General features: G+C 30.6%; 14 protein-coding genes. 1 reads left to right on the top strand and 13 read right to left on the bottom strand.

Annotated features, from left to right (window positions below):
• Positions 1–13 precede the first annotated feature (13 nt).
• Complete coding sequence (gene menE / locus MUA37_RS05255) at positions 14–1,396, bottom strand: o-succinylbenzoate--CoA ligase (RefSeq protein ID WP_204176987.1); 1,383 nt, start codon at positions 1,394–1,396, stop codon at positions 14–16.
• Positions 1,397–3,086: 1,690 nt separating this feature from the next.
• On the opposite strand from menE, the gene MUA37_RS05250 reads away from it, so the two are divergent.
• On the top strand, positions 3,087–3,863 hold the full coding sequence (locus MUA37_RS05250) for an AraC family transcriptional regulator (RefSeq protein ID WP_262624878.1): 777 nt from the start codon (positions 3,087–3,089) through the stop codon (positions 3,861–3,863).
• Between the two features lie 99 nt (positions 3,864–3,962).
• Here MUA37_RS05250 and MUA37_RS05245 read toward each other — a convergent pair whose 3' ends face one another.
• The 12 genes from MUA37_RS05245 to MUA37_RS05190 are packed head-to-tail and all read right to left on the bottom strand — an operon-like array spanning position 3,963 to position 15,994.
• Complete coding sequence (locus tag MUA37_RS05245) at positions 3,963–5,111, bottom strand: DegT/DnrJ/EryC1/StrS family aminotransferase (RefSeq protein ID WP_142019568.1); 1,149 nt, start codon at positions 5,109–5,111, stop codon at positions 3,963–3,965.
• Positions 5,108–5,731 carry an acetyltransferase gene (locus MUA37_RS05240; RefSeq protein ID WP_021459074.1) on the bottom strand — a complete coding sequence of 208 codons (624 nt, stop codon included), beginning with the start codon at positions 5,729–5,731 and terminating at the stop codon, positions 5,108–5,110. The genes MUA37_RS05245 and MUA37_RS05240 overlap by 4 nt, the downstream gene beginning before the upstream one ends.
• Positions 5,728–6,324 (bottom strand): sugar transferase, encoded by a 597-nt coding sequence (locus MUA37_RS05235; RefSeq protein ID WP_002509454.1) that lies wholly within the window; start codon positions 6,322–6,324, stop codon positions 5,728–5,730. Before MUA37_RS05235 ends, MUA37_RS05240 begins: the two co-directional genes overlap by 4 nt.
• A complete protein-coding gene (locus MUA37_RS05230; protein ID WP_262624877.1) occupies positions 6,318–7,481 on the bottom strand; it encodes a glycosyltransferase family 4 protein in 1,164 nt (387 codons plus the stop codon). Before MUA37_RS05230 ends, MUA37_RS05235 begins: the two co-directional genes overlap by 7 nt.
• A 2-nt stretch (positions 7,482–7,483) precedes the next feature.
• Entirely contained in the window at positions 7,484–8,758 is a 1,275-nt protein-coding gene (locus tag MUA37_RS05225) for a nucleotide sugar dehydrogenase (RefSeq protein WP_142019565.1), read from the bottom strand.
• Between the two features lie 2 nt (positions 8,759–8,760).
• Positions 8,761–9,777, bottom strand: a complete 1,017-nt coding sequence (locus tag MUA37_RS05220) for an NAD-dependent epimerase (RefSeq protein ID WP_262624876.1) — start codon at positions 9,775–9,777, stop codon at positions 8,761–8,763.
• Position 9,778: 1 nt separating this feature from the next.
• The gene (locus MUA37_RS05215) at positions 9,779–10,330 is read right to left on the bottom strand and encodes an acyltransferase (RefSeq protein ID WP_142019564.1); all 552 of its coding nucleotides are present in this window, start codon (positions 10,328–10,330) and stop codon (positions 9,779–9,781) included.
• A 5-nt stretch (positions 10,331–10,335) separates the two neighbouring features.
• Positions 10,336–11,538, bottom strand: coding sequence for a phospholipid carrier-dependent glycosyltransferase (locus MUA37_RS05210; RefSeq protein WP_262624875.1), 1,203 nt, complete (start codon positions 11,536–11,538; stop codon positions 10,336–10,338).
• The gene (locus MUA37_RS05205; RefSeq protein WP_238126046.1) at positions 11,535–12,719 is read right to left on the bottom strand and encodes a lipopolysaccharide biosynthesis protein; all 1,185 of its coding nucleotides are present in this window, start codon (positions 12,717–12,719) and stop codon (positions 11,535–11,537) included. The genes MUA37_RS05210 and MUA37_RS05205 overlap by 4 nt, the downstream gene beginning before the upstream one ends.
• On the bottom strand, positions 12,712–14,523 hold the full coding sequence (locus tag MUA37_RS05200; RefSeq protein ID WP_204171871.1) for a polysaccharide biosynthesis protein: 1,812 nt from the start codon (positions 14,521–14,523) through the stop codon (positions 12,712–12,714). Before MUA37_RS05200 ends, MUA37_RS05205 begins: the two co-directional genes overlap by 8 nt.
• Before the next feature lie 18 nt (positions 14,524–14,541).
• Positions 14,542–15,303, bottom strand: a complete 762-nt coding sequence (locus MUA37_RS05195; protein WP_107377029.1) for a tyrosine-protein phosphatase — start codon at positions 15,301–15,303, stop codon at positions 14,542–14,544.
• Entirely contained in the window at positions 15,296–15,994 is a 699-nt protein-coding gene (locus MUA37_RS05190) for a polysaccharide biosynthesis tyrosine autokinase (protein ID WP_142019561.1), read from the bottom strand. The genes MUA37_RS05195 and MUA37_RS05190 overlap by 8 nt, the downstream gene beginning before the upstream one ends.
• Between the last annotated feature and the right edge of the window lie 12 nt (positions 15,995–16,006).

Below are 16,006 nucleotides of genomic sequence, written 5' to 3'. Positions count from 1 at the left end.
AGTCACTCCTATTTTACAAATGTTGACGCTGTAATTTTCCAGTAGAGGTGTATGGTAACGCTGATACGCGCTTTAAATACTTTGGAACTTTATATTTTGCTAAATGATTTTGTAAATAGTCTTGTAATTGTGACTCTTTCACAGTATCTTTAGCTACATAATATAAATATGGTACTTCTCCCCAAATATCATCAAACGTACCGACACACATTGCATCTTCCACATCTTTGCATGCTTTTGCCACAGATTCAATTTCAAATGGATATATATTTTCCCCACCACTAATTATTAAATCTTTTCTCCGATCATATACCATTACAAAACCTTCATCGTCTATTTCAGCAATATCTCCAGTATTAAAATAACCTTGTTCATCAATAGCGTTCAACTCATTAGGATATAAGTACCCTTCCATAACGTTATTACCTTTGATCACTAATTCTCCATGACCTTTATTATCTGGTCGTACAATTTTCACTTGTACATTATCACTAGGTTTACCAACTGTGTCTGGACGATGCTCCAACATTGTCGGTGAAGCAGTCAAAAATTGTGAACAAGTTTCAGTCATACCAAATGAATTGTAAATTGGTAACTTATTGGACAATGCTTGGTTGATTAAAGCAGCAGATAACTTCGCACCGCCGAGTAAAATTTTTTCTATGTTATATGGCTGAGTTAACCCCGCATCCATTAACCATTTTAATGTTTGTGGTACTAATGACACATGTGTCGGTGACTCTTCAGAAATGATGTGCAATATTTGCTGTGTATTAAATTTTGGCTCTATTCTTACAGTGAATCCTGCAATTAATGCACGCAAAATCACACTAAGACCAGATATGTGATAAATAGGTAACACTGACAACCATTTTGTATTGGCATCAAAACCTAGACTTTGTTCACAACCTATAGCACTAGCATAATGATTGGCAAATGTTTGAGGTACTGCTTTTTGAGGACCCGTTGTACCAGAAGTAAACATAATTGAAGCAATACGATTAATGTCAAAAGGTGCTTCATATGATTGTTCTTCAGCACAAGTTATTAAATACGCATAAGTATAAATATCAAAGCCATCTAAAGTTAAATCTGAAGTTGTCAAAATTGCTTCGACATCGATTGAATGCATCTGATTTTGCATCTCTGTTTTTGTCAAACGTGTATTCAACATTGCAATTTCTACCCCAGCGAGCCAAGCAGCTTGAATAAGTATAATTGATTCTATACTGTTATCGATGTACATACCTACACGTTTTTGATTTAAATTATGAATACTGTAGGCAAGATGTGTTGCACGTTGATAGCAACTGTTAAAGGTTAATTTTGTCTTCCCATTGTCTATAAACACCGCATCCCCATTACGATTTGCTTGTTGTTTTAACCAAAATTCCACGTCACATTCCTCCATCTCATATTATCTATTATAACGAAAGTAGTTATTTTTTGGCACACATTTTAATTATCATTAACTGCTAATAATTTCGTCATACAAACAGCTAGGACAAATTAAACTATTTTCTCTCTTTTGCATATACCCATCATTTCGTAGTTTCTTCTTCATTCACAACACAAAAATGCACACGACTGAAATGAATCAAGTCGTGTGCACATTTTAAAACTCAGGCTAATTTTCTACACAAAATTCGCTTTTTGTTTATGTTAAATGATTGAGTGAGGCAGTTTATATGGATGCACTACCTATACTTATGTTAGTCATTACACTCTGATTGTAACTAACAAAAAGAATATTAATTAAACAAATAGTTTAGGAGAAAGCAAGTGTGTTTGAGGTAAAACACGTCTGTGGATGATGTATTAACAACAAATAAAATGTTATTAATTCTAGCTGTATGTGCCGTACCTCATTACAAATATAGTATGATATTTTGTTAATGTATAGCTTATTTTAACCATTAGTAAAAAATGCCTCTATTTAAGTAAAAAACAGTTTGTTTATAACTAATAAAAATAGGAAGAAGTAAATAATTTGCACATAATTTACCTCTTCCCATCTTATTAGGGAATATATTTTATGAAAAATTTTATGTGTTTATTTATCACACAAGTTTATTATAGCACTTCTATAATAAACTATAGTGCATTCAAAATATGTAGTAAAATTTGATAACTATATAGTAAAAATCAAAAGTGCTGTTGTTTATTAATTTGGAAATTATTTATGCTATTTCTCCAAATTCATTATTAACTAACATAAGTATATATTCACGTATATAGAATCCCCAACAATAATTATATTACTAATTAAATTTTTAATAAAAACTATCAAAGCATAAATACGAAAATTTTATCATTATTAATATTAACAAAATAATAAAGCTTAATTTTTACTTTTATTATTAGTTTTTTTACACATCCTCAAAAAATATATTATAAAAAATTTTGATTTGATATAATTTTGTTGTCTTCATTTTACTGTTTTTATGAAGACAAATGGTATATAGTACTGTGCTTTCAAAAAAAATAACTTTAGTAACTGTGTTACCGTTCATTTTCATCAATAGAATTACAAAATATAGCCTTTTGCTATTACTATTTTTCACTAGTCTCCTAGACTAGTGTTTTTATTTTACTATTCGTCTGCCATTTTTTTCTAATTCCAAAATGATAATAAAATTTATCTTTGACCTTGTTATAATATAGTTAGCTACTTCTACTAACGGAGTAGTTGTCATTTACTCTATGATATCTTATAGGGATGTTTTTATTATTCTCTTTAAACTTTTGAATATTCAATTCATATCTCCAAGCCGGCGCTAACGATCACCGTTAGCGCTTAATTAATTCCAAAAAGATTATTTTAATTTATTTATAATACTCGAAACATACAATAGTTTAATTATCATATTTTATAAAAACACGACCTTCTCACAATTGCTTTTCAACTTTAGACATATCAAATTTACTTTTAATTTTTTGACCATTATCAATAAATAATTTGCTTTTGATGGTAAATTATTTAGCAATTGTAAGTGATATGATAGGTTTGGCACAATACTATGAAGAAGGAAAGAGAGATACAATGGATTATAATTATCAAATTCACAATGCTGATATTAATATAAATGAAAGCTTTAATACAATTAGTATTTTTTTTTGTTTTAACTGGTAGTGTCACTTTATATGATAAAGCTTATTTAGGTAGTTATCATAAACATGAATTTTTTTTAATACAACCTTATTCAGCTCCAAAACTACTCATTAATTCAGGCAAAGTGATTGCCTTAAATATTAATAAGTTAAGTTTTAATCGTTTTTCATTATTCAATTGGGACAATCTAGAACTAGATCAAAGTAAAATTGATAATTTTATTAAGAAAGAGTTACTGGACACCATCATTTCAATATACGAAAAAGATTATTTTAATGCAGATATTAGTATTATTCGTTTAATTAACTTTATTAGGTTAGGTAATTATTATCGAGAACACAATTTGGAAGCATCCAATCCACTAATTAATAATGTTTTAATCTACATCAATGAACATTATAAAGAAAATCTTACATTAGCTACTATTGCTGAAAAATTTTATGTAAATTCTAGTTATTTATCTCGCGTTTTTTCTGAAACAATGAATATATCCTTAATAAAATATATTAGGAAAGTCAAAATTTATCGTTTAGCTGTAGAGATACTATCTTCTAATAACCACAAAGACATATGGAAATCATATGGTTATAAATCTTATTCAACTTACTTAAAAAACTTCCAGCGTGTTTTTTCTATTTCTCCCGAGGCGTTCATTGATAATCATAAAGGTACTACTGCTAAAAATATAGGGTTCCCTAGTGAACTTTACAGTTATTTAAAAAATCTAGCTAAACACTTTTCAAATAATTAACTACATATATAACAATAGACTGGAGCAAAATATTGTTCCAGTCTATTGCATTATTATCTTACAGAGATCTTAACCGCTTCAGCTTTTAGTTCATTTTGTTCACAACTGATGTCGCAATAACGTGTCCTGTAAAATGTTTATGACTCTATCTTGTTGTAATAACGACATATTTGAAGCAGAAGGTAAACAAATACCATGTTCAAAAATGTATCCCGCATTATCTTGCTCTAATGAAACAAAATCAAAATTTTTAAATAATGGTTGTAAATGCATAGGTTTCCAAACATGTCTTGCTTCTATATTATGTTTTTCAAACATTTGTAATAGCATTTTAACTGTAACATTGCTTTGTCGTGGATCGATTAGCAGAGCTGTTAACCAACGATTAGAAACGGTTGTTGCGATTTCTTCTTGGAAGGTTACTGCGGAAATACATTGCAATTCTTGTTGATATCGTTGAAATATCCTTCTTCGTTGTGCGACTCTTTCGTCGATGACTTCCATTTGTCCAATACCTATACCAGCACTAATATTACTCAAGCGATAATTATATCCCATTTCACTATGTTGATAATATAAAACATCCTCTTTAGCTTGTGTGGCTAAATATAAAGCATGTGCTATAGCATGTTCATTATTGGATAACAGCATACCTCCGCCACTTGTTGTTATAATTTTATTCCCATTGAAAGATAAAATACTAAAATCACCTATGTTTCCACTGTGACGATTACTATATATAGAGCCTAGTGATTCAGCTGCATCTTCAATAATTGGCACATCATAATAGTCGCATATATCTAAAATCTCATTATATTTTGCCGGCTGTCCATATAAATTCACTACGATAACAGCTTTAGGCTTTAAACCTTGACGTTCGTATTGATGAAATGCTTTTTGAAGTGCTTGAGGACACATATTCCAAGTTTCAATTTCCGAATCAATAAATACTGGCTTGGCATTTAAATATAATATAGGATTGCAAGTTGCACAAAATGTTAAAGATGGACAAAATACAAAATCATTCTGTTTTACTCCACATTCAATTAGTGCCAAATGTATCGCTGCTGTACCACTACTCACTGCTACAGCAGCATTCCTTCCAACATAATTGCGCACCTTATGTTCAAATTGATTAACGTTATCACCCAATGGTGCTATCCAATTTTGTGCAAAAGCTTTTTTTATATAATATTGCTCTCTCCCACCCATATGTGGTTGTGACAAGTAAATTCTCTCATCATTCATTTGTTATCACCTCTTTGTCGTGCAGGTGAACCTACAACCGTGAGATTACTTTGTATATCATTGATTACTGTCGAACCTGCTCCAACTGTAACTTTATTTCTAATAATGGTATTAGGTACTACTGTTGCGCTAGCTCCCAAAAGACATTCACTGCCAACATGAACATTTCCAGCTAAGGTAGCATTGGGTCCAATATGCGTAAAACTTTGAATGTTATTGTCATGTTCCACACATGCTTTAGTATTGATAATACATTGTTTAGCAATAAATGTATTTGTTTGTATAACAGCATGAGCCATTACTACGCAGCCAGCTTGTATTATTACGTTAGAGCCAATAATGGCAGTTGGGTGAATAATTGTTGCAAAGTATTGATCATCTAACCCCAGTCGATGGTACACTGCTGCTCTTTGTTGATTATCTCCAATAGCAATTACGAAATAATTATCTTTATAACGATCTATGTGTGCAATTGCATCATAAATTAAACCGTCACTTCGTATATATTCTTTTTGAACATCATCTAAATATCCCTTTATATAATAATTATTCAGAGATTTTATTACATCTGTTACTACACTGGCATGACCGCCATTACCTATAATCATTACTGGTTTCATGATGAAGACCCTTTAAATGGCTTTGTTGTTACATGGTTTTGAGCACAAATGTCTTTACGTAATAAAACTTTAATCACTGTTTTAGCAATAATATAGCAATCTAATTTCATTGATTGATGTTTGACATACCATACATCATATTTAAATTTCCGCTCCCATGATAATGAGTTTCTACCACTAATTTGAGCTAAGCCAGTTATGCCCGGCTTCACAAATAAACGTTGTTTTTGTCTGTCATTATACAGAGCTACATAGTCCATTAATAGTGGTCTAGGACCAACAATGCTAATATCTCCTTTTAACACATTTATCAGTTGTGGCAATTCATCTATGCTTGTACTACGTATAAACCTTCCTATTTTCGTCATTCTTTTTTCATCCGGTAATAAGTTATTGTGCTCATCGTACTTATTAGTCATCGTTCTAAATTTATACAATTTAAAAGGCTGTGCATCTTTTCCTGTCCGTAGTTGACAAAAAATGATTGGTCTCCCCATACTTATTTGAATTAAAATAGCCACTATTATTAACAATGGTAAAGCCATAAATAATACACATAAACTAATCACAATATCGAAGTACCTTTTTAACATGATGTGTCACTACTTTCTATAATCTTAAATATTTCTAATTGTTTTGCTACAACATCTAATTCGTTAAATTTTTTATTAACTCTTTGATAACTTGCATCTTGGAACTGTTTTAATTTATATGGATTAGTAATTAGCTCATTTATTCTTTGAGCAATCATATCACTCGACTGTGTAGGCACTAAATAACCATGTTGTCCGTCTATTATTTCTTCTCTACAACCTCTAATGTCAGTTGCAATTATTGCATTTTTCATAGCCATAGCTTCTAATATTGAGCGAGGCATCCCTTCTCTATATGATGGTAAACAAAAGATATCACTTAAATATAAATAATAATTTACATTGTGAACTAACCCGGTAAAAATAATATTATTTTCATTACGATATTTTTCTAATTGTCTAATTGTCATTTGATCACGTTCACTTTGATGTAGATCACCAATAATTATCAATTTAAGTCTATGATCATTTATTTGCCTAAAAGCAGACAATAACTCTAATATTCCTTTTTCTTTAACTAGTCTACCTATAAAAGTAATCACTATGTCAGATTGAGTGATTTTTAATTTACTTTGCAACTGGGATACGGCCGCAACATCCATTTTGTGATAATTAAACTCCTCACGTAGGTCGATACCATTACTAATATGCACATAATTGTTCTTATGCTTTTTTGATAAAAATCTGGCCTGTTTCGCAACATAGTAATCTTCTTTACTTTGAACAAACAAATAATCTGTACACCATCTGCCAATCCATTTTTCAATATTAAAATACACTTGAAATTTAAAATTTGTCATACTTTCGTGAAAATAAAAACCATGTGCTGTGTAAATTATACATGGTACTTTAGCTATTTTTGCAGCAATTCTACCTAATACTGCAACAATTGGCGTATGTACATGTACAACATCAGGCCGCAATTTTTTCATTAGCTGTATTAATTTATAGAGTGATATAAAGTTTGTCACTACATTGATATGACGTGGTAAATAAATATTATGAAAATACATATTATCTTGGAAATAGTTTTGAGGTTTTTGAGGAGTATAGCAAGCACAATGAACATCATATTGTTGCTCAATACATGTAGTATTTAGTTGCTTTAATAATTTAGTATGTGTCACTTCTAATGCTGCAATTTGTAATATTTTCACAATTACAACCTCCACAAGTATTGCGTTTTCAGTATATCTTTAACATCAAATATTGACTTGATATCGCACACAATACCTGTTGGTTTAACGAGCTCTAGATAATTAGCTTTGTTATCTATATATATATCATGTCCTACTGCAAAGACGGCAATATCAGCCGGTGTCATAACTGTTTCAGTTAACAATTCAATGTCACACAACGAAAGTGCCAAGGTTTTATCCGCCACAGGATCATGTATTTGTAATGTCATATTATAAGCTTTTAGTTCTTTAATAATTGTGAACACTTGTGAGTTTCTTAAATCTGGACAATTCTCTTTGAATGTAATACCAAATATATTAACTGTTGCACCATGAACAGGAATATTACGTTGAATCATCAATTTTACTAATTGAGCAACAATATATTTCGCCATATTCGAGTTAATACGTCGCCCCGCTAAAATAACTTCAGGATAATAGCCAATCGTCTGAGCTTTATAGGTTAAATAATAAGGATCTACACCTATACAATGTCCTCCAACGAGACCCGGAGAGAATGGTAAAAAATTCCATTTTGTTTTTGCTGCTTTTAATACTTCGACAGTATCAATATGCATTTCTTTACAAATTACGGCTAATTCATTTATTAATGCAATATTAATATCTCTTTGTGTATTTTCTATCACTTTAGCCGCTTCAGCAACTTTAATTGCTGGTGCAACATAAACACCTGCTGTTACTACTTGTTCATAAAGTTGAGCAAGTTCCTTACCAATGTCAGGATTATTTGACGACACTACTTTTTTAACGGTATCAAAAGTATGTTGTTTATCACCTGGATTAATCCTTTCCGGTGAATACCCTACATAAAAGGATTCATTATATTTTAAATTAGATTGCTGTTCTAATATAGGTATACACACTTCTTCTGTTGCACCTGGATATACCGTCGATTCATATACGATGATCATGCCAGGTTGAAGAATTTCACCAATCATTTTACTAGCATGGATTAATGGGGTTAAATCTGGTGTGTTATGATCATCTATTGGTGTAGGTACAGCTACAATTATTACATCAGCTTGTTTTAAGACATCTTTTTTAGTAGTAAAATGAATCGTTGTATCTAGTAATGCTTGTTCCGCCACTTCACAAGTTTGATCATAATTTTGTTTTAATTGTTTTATTCTGTCTTCATCAATATCAAAACCTATTACCTTAAATTTCTGTGCAAATGCAACAGCAACAGGTAATCCAACATAGCCTAAGCCAACTACTGCTATCGTTTTGTCCACGTTCAACATCCTTTACTAATATTATAATACGATAAATACCAATCAATGAATTTATTTACGCCTTCTGTAATAGTCACTGATGGTTTAAAGTTTATTTGTCGATATAAATCATCTACATTAGCAAACGTCTTCGGCACATCACCTGGTTGAAGATCTTTGAAATTTTTTATACATTTTTTTCCTAACTTAGTTTCAATAGCTTCGATAAATTCGAGTATATTAACAGGTTGATTATTACCAATATTATATATTTTATAGAGCGCAAAAGAATCACTAGGATTTGGATGGTAAGGATCCCAATTAGCATTAGGAGCAGGTTTGTGTCCTAATAAACGGTAAATGGCTTCAACAATATCAGACACATAAGTAAAATCTCGAGCCATTTTCCCATAATTATATACATCCACTTCGCCCTCTTCTAAAATACCGCGCGTAAATTTGAATAATGCCATGTCTGGCCTCCCCCATGGACCATAAACAGTAAAAAAACGGAGTCCTGTTGTCGGAATATTATATAATGCACTATAACTATGAGCCATAAGTTCATTACTTTTTTTAGTGGCCGCGTACAAACTTATCGGATGGTCAACAGGATCTGCAGTACTGAATGGCTGTGCTTTATTAGCACCATATACAGAACTCGATGAAGCATATATTAAATGCTCAACATGAAAATAGCGACAACATTCTAAAATATTCAAATAACCAACAATATTAGAATGAATGTAACTGTGTGGCACTTTAATGCTATTCCTCACACCTGCCTGTGCTGCTAAATGAATTACAACATCAGGTTTTTCTTGTAAAAATACTTTATTAACAGCTTCATAGTCTGCTATATCAATTTGATAGAAAGGAAAATTTTCTCTCCCAATATTGTCTAGGCGGGCATGTTTTAATGACACATCATAATAATTATTTAAATTGTCAATTCCTGCAATTTGAATATTCGCTTGTAGTAATTTACTAGCGACATGTGAACCAATAAAACCAGCTATGCCTGTTATTAATACTTTCATATCACCAATCCTCCAATTTCTTTTTATGTTTCATAGGTATGCCAGCTCCTAACCAACCAGATTGTAAATTTGTAGTCACAACAGTTCCAGCAGCTATTACTGATCTCTGACCAATAGTTACTTTGTATAATATTCTGACCGCACATCCAATCCATACATCATCTTCAATAACAACCTTACCTGCTATAACTTGGTTATACTTAATAGGTATAGATTGGTCTGACCAAGTATGTGTTGATGTCAATATGGAGGTATTGTGAGCAATAGATACATTATTGCCTATCTTAACACCGCCATATCCATCGATGTAACACATATCGTGAATGCTGACATTGTCGCCTATTGTGATATTTTCAATGTTTTTTAAAGTAACACGTTTACCGATATAAACGTTGTGGCCAATTGCTTTACATAAACTTCCTACAATGCAGTATCGTAATGCAATTTGCCATGTGCAATTCGTATTACTATTAAGTTCATACAATAATAAAGATAAGCGTTTAGGTAAAAGTGTTAAAATTGCTGTCATAACTTTTAATATACGTCGAATCATAGTTATCACCGCTTCCTTAATATGAACGCATAATAGCTAATAAACATCGTAAATAACATCGTTACTTTATCTCTATGTCTTAACGCAGTACCATAATTGTATGTACCTAAAGAGAAGATGATAAATACAATATAGATTGCTAATAAAACAATTAAAATATCCTTATTCCTTTCATACATATATGCTTTAAAAGCCAAATATGTGCCTAATAGTATGAATGCTATGTTAACAACACCAATAATGTCTGAAAAATTTCTAATTTCCCACGGTAGTGGTTTTACTAGAAAATAAATGATTTGCTTAGTTTTAGTCTGTATATTTTTTTCTTCATTTATATGAAGGTAATCCGCTCTAGCTTTAAAAGTTGTTGGTTCCAAGTGCTGCTCATTTTTTAAAGTTGAGGTCAGTTTTGAATCCTCATTATAAGTAATCAACACAATAAAACCTAAAATGATAGCTAACACTAAAAAAACTCTTACTATTGCTGAATGAGCTGATAAAAACATAAAATACACTGCTAATATAAGCAATAATCCTAATAAGCCAATATGAAATAAGGCACCTAAACCAATTGCGATAACGCATATAGTTAAATGCCATTTGTTATTTCGACGATGATATAACAATAATGCATAAATAAACAATAAAATAAAAAAGGTAATATAAATTTCTCTTAAAGTAATAATAGTTGAAGTAATGTGAAGTGGATATAAAATATAAATAATGGTTGAAATATTTGCTACATTGGTATTCTTAAATAAATGTACACAAATATGATATAACAGCATTACAGTAAGATTATGGACGGTTATATTTAATAAACCTGGTATCAAAATATGAGGTGTACCAAAAAGGTAAAACAGCGAAATCATTTGTGAGTAAAACGCTGAATTTTGAAAAATCTCTAAGTTCACGCTATATAAATAGTTTATATAAAAACGTTGCGCCAATTCTTCAAAACGTAAATCATCATTCCCTGACCCTGGTAATGCATAAAAATATTGATGAATAACTAATAATATGACATACATCAACCACTGGATAAGCAAGATGATAATAAATTTCCTATTATATTCCCGATAGAATAACCACAGAAATATAAGCACGTTGATACAGAGTAGCAACAATATATTGCTGTAATTTAACCACATAAAAATGATTAAACAAGCGATTGAACTAATGATGACCCCTACTTCTTTAACTGTCATATGTTACCCCTCTGTATAATCATGATAGATATTATTAATTTTGTAATACTTACCGTAATCCCAAAGATTAAAAATGCAAGTGTTGCCCCATATATTTCGAAATATGGTATTAACACTATCGATGTAATAGCAACTAAACCTACACTGAGTAGTTGAATAAATGTATTGTAAATATATTTTTGATAAGCGTTGATAAATAAATCAAATAAAATACTAGCATATACAAAAATGCTACCAACAATAACATTCATAAATTCCTTTTGTAGATGTACATATGACGAAGTAAACAGTGTTTGAAGTATAACCGATAAATTATTAGTTCCAACCAAAATTAATATTAATTGAGTGGTAAAGAGTAGTCCCAAAATTGTTAATAATACTTTCCATAAATAAGATGTGTCTGATTTTTTCTCAACAACTTTAGGTAAAAAATAATTATATATAGAAAAAAACAAAGTATTACCAGCTGAATAAATGACAAGTAAACTACTAAATATTCCGACATTTTCTATAGTCGAAACAGACTCTAATATATATTTAGGTATGTTGGTATTTAATGATGATAACGCTAGTGTAATTGATAACGGCAATCCTAATTTCAGTAATTTCAAGCTAACTGACCATGATATAGCTCTAAATAAATGTTTTATATTTAGTCGTATAAACATAATCAATATAATCACACTATATAAAAATACGGCCATTGTTAATGAATGAAAATAAACATAACAGATGATTAGTAAAATAAGTTGAATACAAGTCATTGATATTTTATAAAGGCCAATTTCCCCGTATTTTTGTAGTTTAATTAAATATGCAAAATTAATATCTAATGCAGCTTCAGCCAATTTACTAACTGCAACTACAATCAATAAAAGAAATGACGTATGTGTTAAATTCGTAAAAAAAGCTATGATAGCACTATAAAATAGTAGTGTTACGACTAGGCAATAACATCTCAACATGACCATTGTTTGTTTTTCAAGATAATTATCAGTCACTATTAATGTATTAAAGCCAAAAGACATAAACAAAATTAACGGTGCTATAACAGCGATGCCATATGTGTATACACCTAATTCTATACTCGTTCCTAGCTTTATAATTAATAAAATAATGAGCCATTGACTAACGCCAAACAAAATATTACCTAATAAATAACAAGCAAACGATTTATTCAAAATAATGTTCACTTCGCTTAGCAAAATCTATTATGTTAATTTCACCGCTTCTAATTTTAGCTAAACACGGATAGAGTTTTTCAATAGGATACACTGTAGATTTTCCTATATAAATTTGTTCATAGATTTGAGTCGGGTAAATTTCATCATCTTTTAACAATTCTTCAAACAGTTTTTCACCGGGCCTAATTCCTGAAAATTCAATGTTAATATCATTTTCTGTTTTACCACTTAATCGAATTAAGTTTTTTGCTAGTTCGACGATTTTAACTGGTTTACCCATATCCAACACAAATATTTCTCCACCTTTAGCTAATGCTCCAGCTTGTAATACTAATCTAGCTGCTTCAGGTATTGTCATAAAATAACGCGTCATATCTGGATGAGTTACAGTCACAGGTCCCCCTTCAGCTATCTGCTTTTTAAATAAGGGGATAACTGATCCTCTAGAACCCAAGACATTTCCAAATCTTACTGCTACAAATTGAGTAACATGTTGTTCATCATTGAGACTTTGAATAATCATTTCAGCTATACGCTTACTTGCTCCCATTACATTACAAGGATTTACAGCCTTATCTGTAGAAATCAAGACAAACTTCTGTACAGCATGTCGTTTAGCTAATTCCGCAACATTTTTTGTACCAATTACATTATTTTTAAATGCTTCTTCTGTATTTATTTCCATTAATGGTACATGCTTGTGTGCTGCAGCATGATAAATAGCAAAAGGTTTATATTGTTTAATAATATTGTTGATTTGCTTTCTATCTTGTACATCAGCAATTATAGGTATAATTTCAATATTGGTATATTGTTGTTTCATCAGTTCTTGATGTATTAAATATATGCTGTTTTCACCATGTCCTAAAATTAATAATTTTCGAGGTTCAAATTGACAAATTTGTCTACATATTTCAGCACCTATCGAACCACCAGCACCTGTAACAAGCACTGTTTTATCTGTAAGTCCTTGCGCGATCTGGTCCATATTTAACTCCACTGGGGAGCGCCCTAATAAATCCTCTACTTCTACACGTTTTAATTGATTCACTTCAAGTTCGCCTGTTAATACATCATTAATATTAGGCATTTTAAATAAAGAAACACCTTTGATATTACAAACTCGATTTATCTCCCTCATTTTCTTATTTTCAATTGAAGGTATTGCAATAATTATCTTTTTTATACAATATCGTTTTACAAGATCTGGTATATCCGTAGTATAACCTTGCACTTTCACTCGTTCTGTTAACACTATATTTTGCTTATTATAATCATCATCAACAGCTACTACAGGTTCCATAGCCATACTTGGACTGTTCAACATTTGCCTTATTAATAACGACGCACTTTCTCCCGCACCAACAATTAATGTTGGTTTTTTATAAACCGGTGCACCATTTACCTTCTTGCGATATATTCGCCAAAATAACCGTGACCCACCTATTAAAATAATATGTAACATCCACGTTATAAAATACAAACTATAAAAAGGTTGTGACCATGTAATTACAGAAATAATAATTAAAGTTAATAGTATAGACGTTGAAACAGATCGAACAATAAGTAGTACTTCATTAATACTCGCATATTCCCATGCCCTATGATATAAATCAAAAAAATATGCAGTTAGAAAATGACAAACCAGTAAACAGATAGATGTAATAAATAATTTATGCATAGAATTAATTTCATAAAAAGGAGTTAATATAAAGTCTCCTAAAAAGATTGAGCACGTAACAATAATAGAATCAATCATTATAAGGATGAATAATCGTTGTTTTGCATTGATGTGTGTCATTCAATTCACCTCTCTTATCTAAAATAATTTCAAGAAGCGTTTATCAATTTTTAACGGTTGTTTTTTTAATATAGATTCATCTTTAATGATGCACTGTGAGTTTTTTAGCATTTGAGTTATTTCTGAAGCATAGTGTTTTAATTTTGTATTTTGATACAACTGATTATTTTCAAACGGTCTATAACAATAATGGTGAGCGTCAGAAGCAATAAAATGTGTTAAATTATGATCAATTAATTGCAATGCAAATTTTTGTATCTTTTTTCCTAATTTTCCTAGTACAGAAGCAATAGTTAATTGGCTTAAAGCCCCATTTTTAATTAAATAATACAAAGTATCTGACTGCTTTAAAAAAACATTATTTCGTTCTGGATGCGCTATTATTGGTATAAATTGCTGAAGTTGTAATTCAAAAAATAATTGTTGTGAATAGTGAGGAATTTCATTAGACGGAAATTCAATAAGTAAGTACTTAGAATAGTTTAAACCAATAATCTGGTTATTTTTAATATCAGTTAAAATCTTATCTGAAATTCTTATTTCTTGGCCTGGATAAATTGGCAAACATATAGATATGACTTCGGGTATTTGCATCACATTATTTATTGATTCTATTACTGTTTCTATAGGGTTATTATACTTAAGGCTTAAATGGTGAGGCGTAGCTATAATACCTGTTACGCCTTGTTGTTTTGCCTGTCGTAATAATTTTAATGTACCATCAATTGATTGAGGACCATCGTCTATAGCAGGTAATATATGATTGTGCATATCAATCATCTGAATCAGTTCCATAGTAATAGTAATAACTCGATGATTTTGTCACTTTCATTTTATTTAATATGACACCTAATATTTTAGCTCCTGCAGCGTTTAGCAGTTCTTGTGCTTTTTTCACCTCATCACGATCATTTTTTTCAGTATCAATTACTAATACTGCATTTTTTGTATGTTGTACAAATAATTGAGCATCAGTAACCGTATTAACTGGTGGTGTATCAATAATGATGAAATCATAATCTTTAGATACTATGTCATAAATCTGCTTGAACTTATTAGATGCAATCAATTCTGATGGATTAGGTGGTATAGGTCCTGAAGTCAGAACACTTAAATTGTCAATATGTGTAGCTTTTATAGCATCATTAAACGTCGTTTTATTAATTATTAAATTTGATAAACCAGTCAAATTAGATAATTGAAACACATAGTGTTGCGTAGGCTTTCTCATATCACCATCTATAATTAACGTATTATACCCTGCCTGAGCATAAGAAATACCAATATTTGAAGAAACTGTGGATTTGCCTGACAATGCATGTTCCGAAGTGACAAGTATATTATTATCACTAGTATTTGCAATGGAAAACATAATATTTGATCTTATTGTTCGAAATTTCTCACTGACAATAGATTTAGGATTGTCATGTACAAACAGTGTTGATTGTTCTTTAGTATTACGTTTAAACATTAGTCTCCTCTT

The organism is Staphylococcus arlettae, from assembly GCF_025560845.1.
GTDB classification, from domain to species: Bacteria; Bacillota; Bacilli; order Staphylococcales; family Staphylococcaceae; genus Staphylococcus; species Staphylococcus arlettae.
This window is presented reverse-complemented; position numbering and strand designations above follow the sequence as displayed.

Bases quoted from the DNA above. Each gene is read 5' to 3' on its own strand.
- MUA37_RS05235 (WP_002509454.1), bottom strand. From the start codon at position 6,324: ATGTTAAAAAGGTACTTCGATATTGTGATTAGTTTATGTGTATTATTT.
- MUA37_RS05240 (WP_021459074.1), bottom strand. From the start codon at position 5,731: ATGAAACCAGTAATGATTATAGGTAATGGCGGTCATGCCAGTGTAGTA.
- MUA37_RS05220 (WP_262624876.1), bottom strand. From the start codon at position 9,777: ATGAAAGTATTAATAACAGGCATAGCTGGTTTTATTGGTTCACATGTC.
- MUA37_RS05210 (WP_262624875.1), bottom strand. From the start codon at position 11,538: ATGACAGTTAAAGAAGTAGGGGTCATCATTAGTTCAATCGCTTGTTTA.
- MUA37_RS05250 (WP_262624878.1), top strand. From the start codon at position 3,087: ATGAAAGCTTTAATACAATTAGTATTTTTTTTTGTTTTAACTGGTAGT.
- MUA37_RS05195 (WP_107377029.1), bottom strand. From the start codon at position 15,303: ATGATTGATATGCACAATCATATATTACCTGCTATAGACGATGGTCCT.
- MUA37_RS05215 (WP_142019564.1), bottom strand. From the start codon at position 10,330: ATGATTCGACGTATATTAAAAGTTATGACAGCAATTTTAACACTTTTA.
- MUA37_RS05190 (WP_142019561.1), bottom strand. From the start codon at position 15,994: ATGTTTAAACGTAATACTAAAGAACAATCAACACTGTTTGTACATGAC.
- MUA37_RS05245 (WP_142019568.1), bottom strand. From the start codon at position 5,111: ATGAATGATGAGAGAATTTACTTGTCACAACCACATATGGGTGGGAGA.
- MUA37_RS05200 (WP_204171871.1), bottom strand. From the start codon at position 14,523: ATGACACACATCAATGCAAAACAACGATTATTCATCCTTATAATGATT.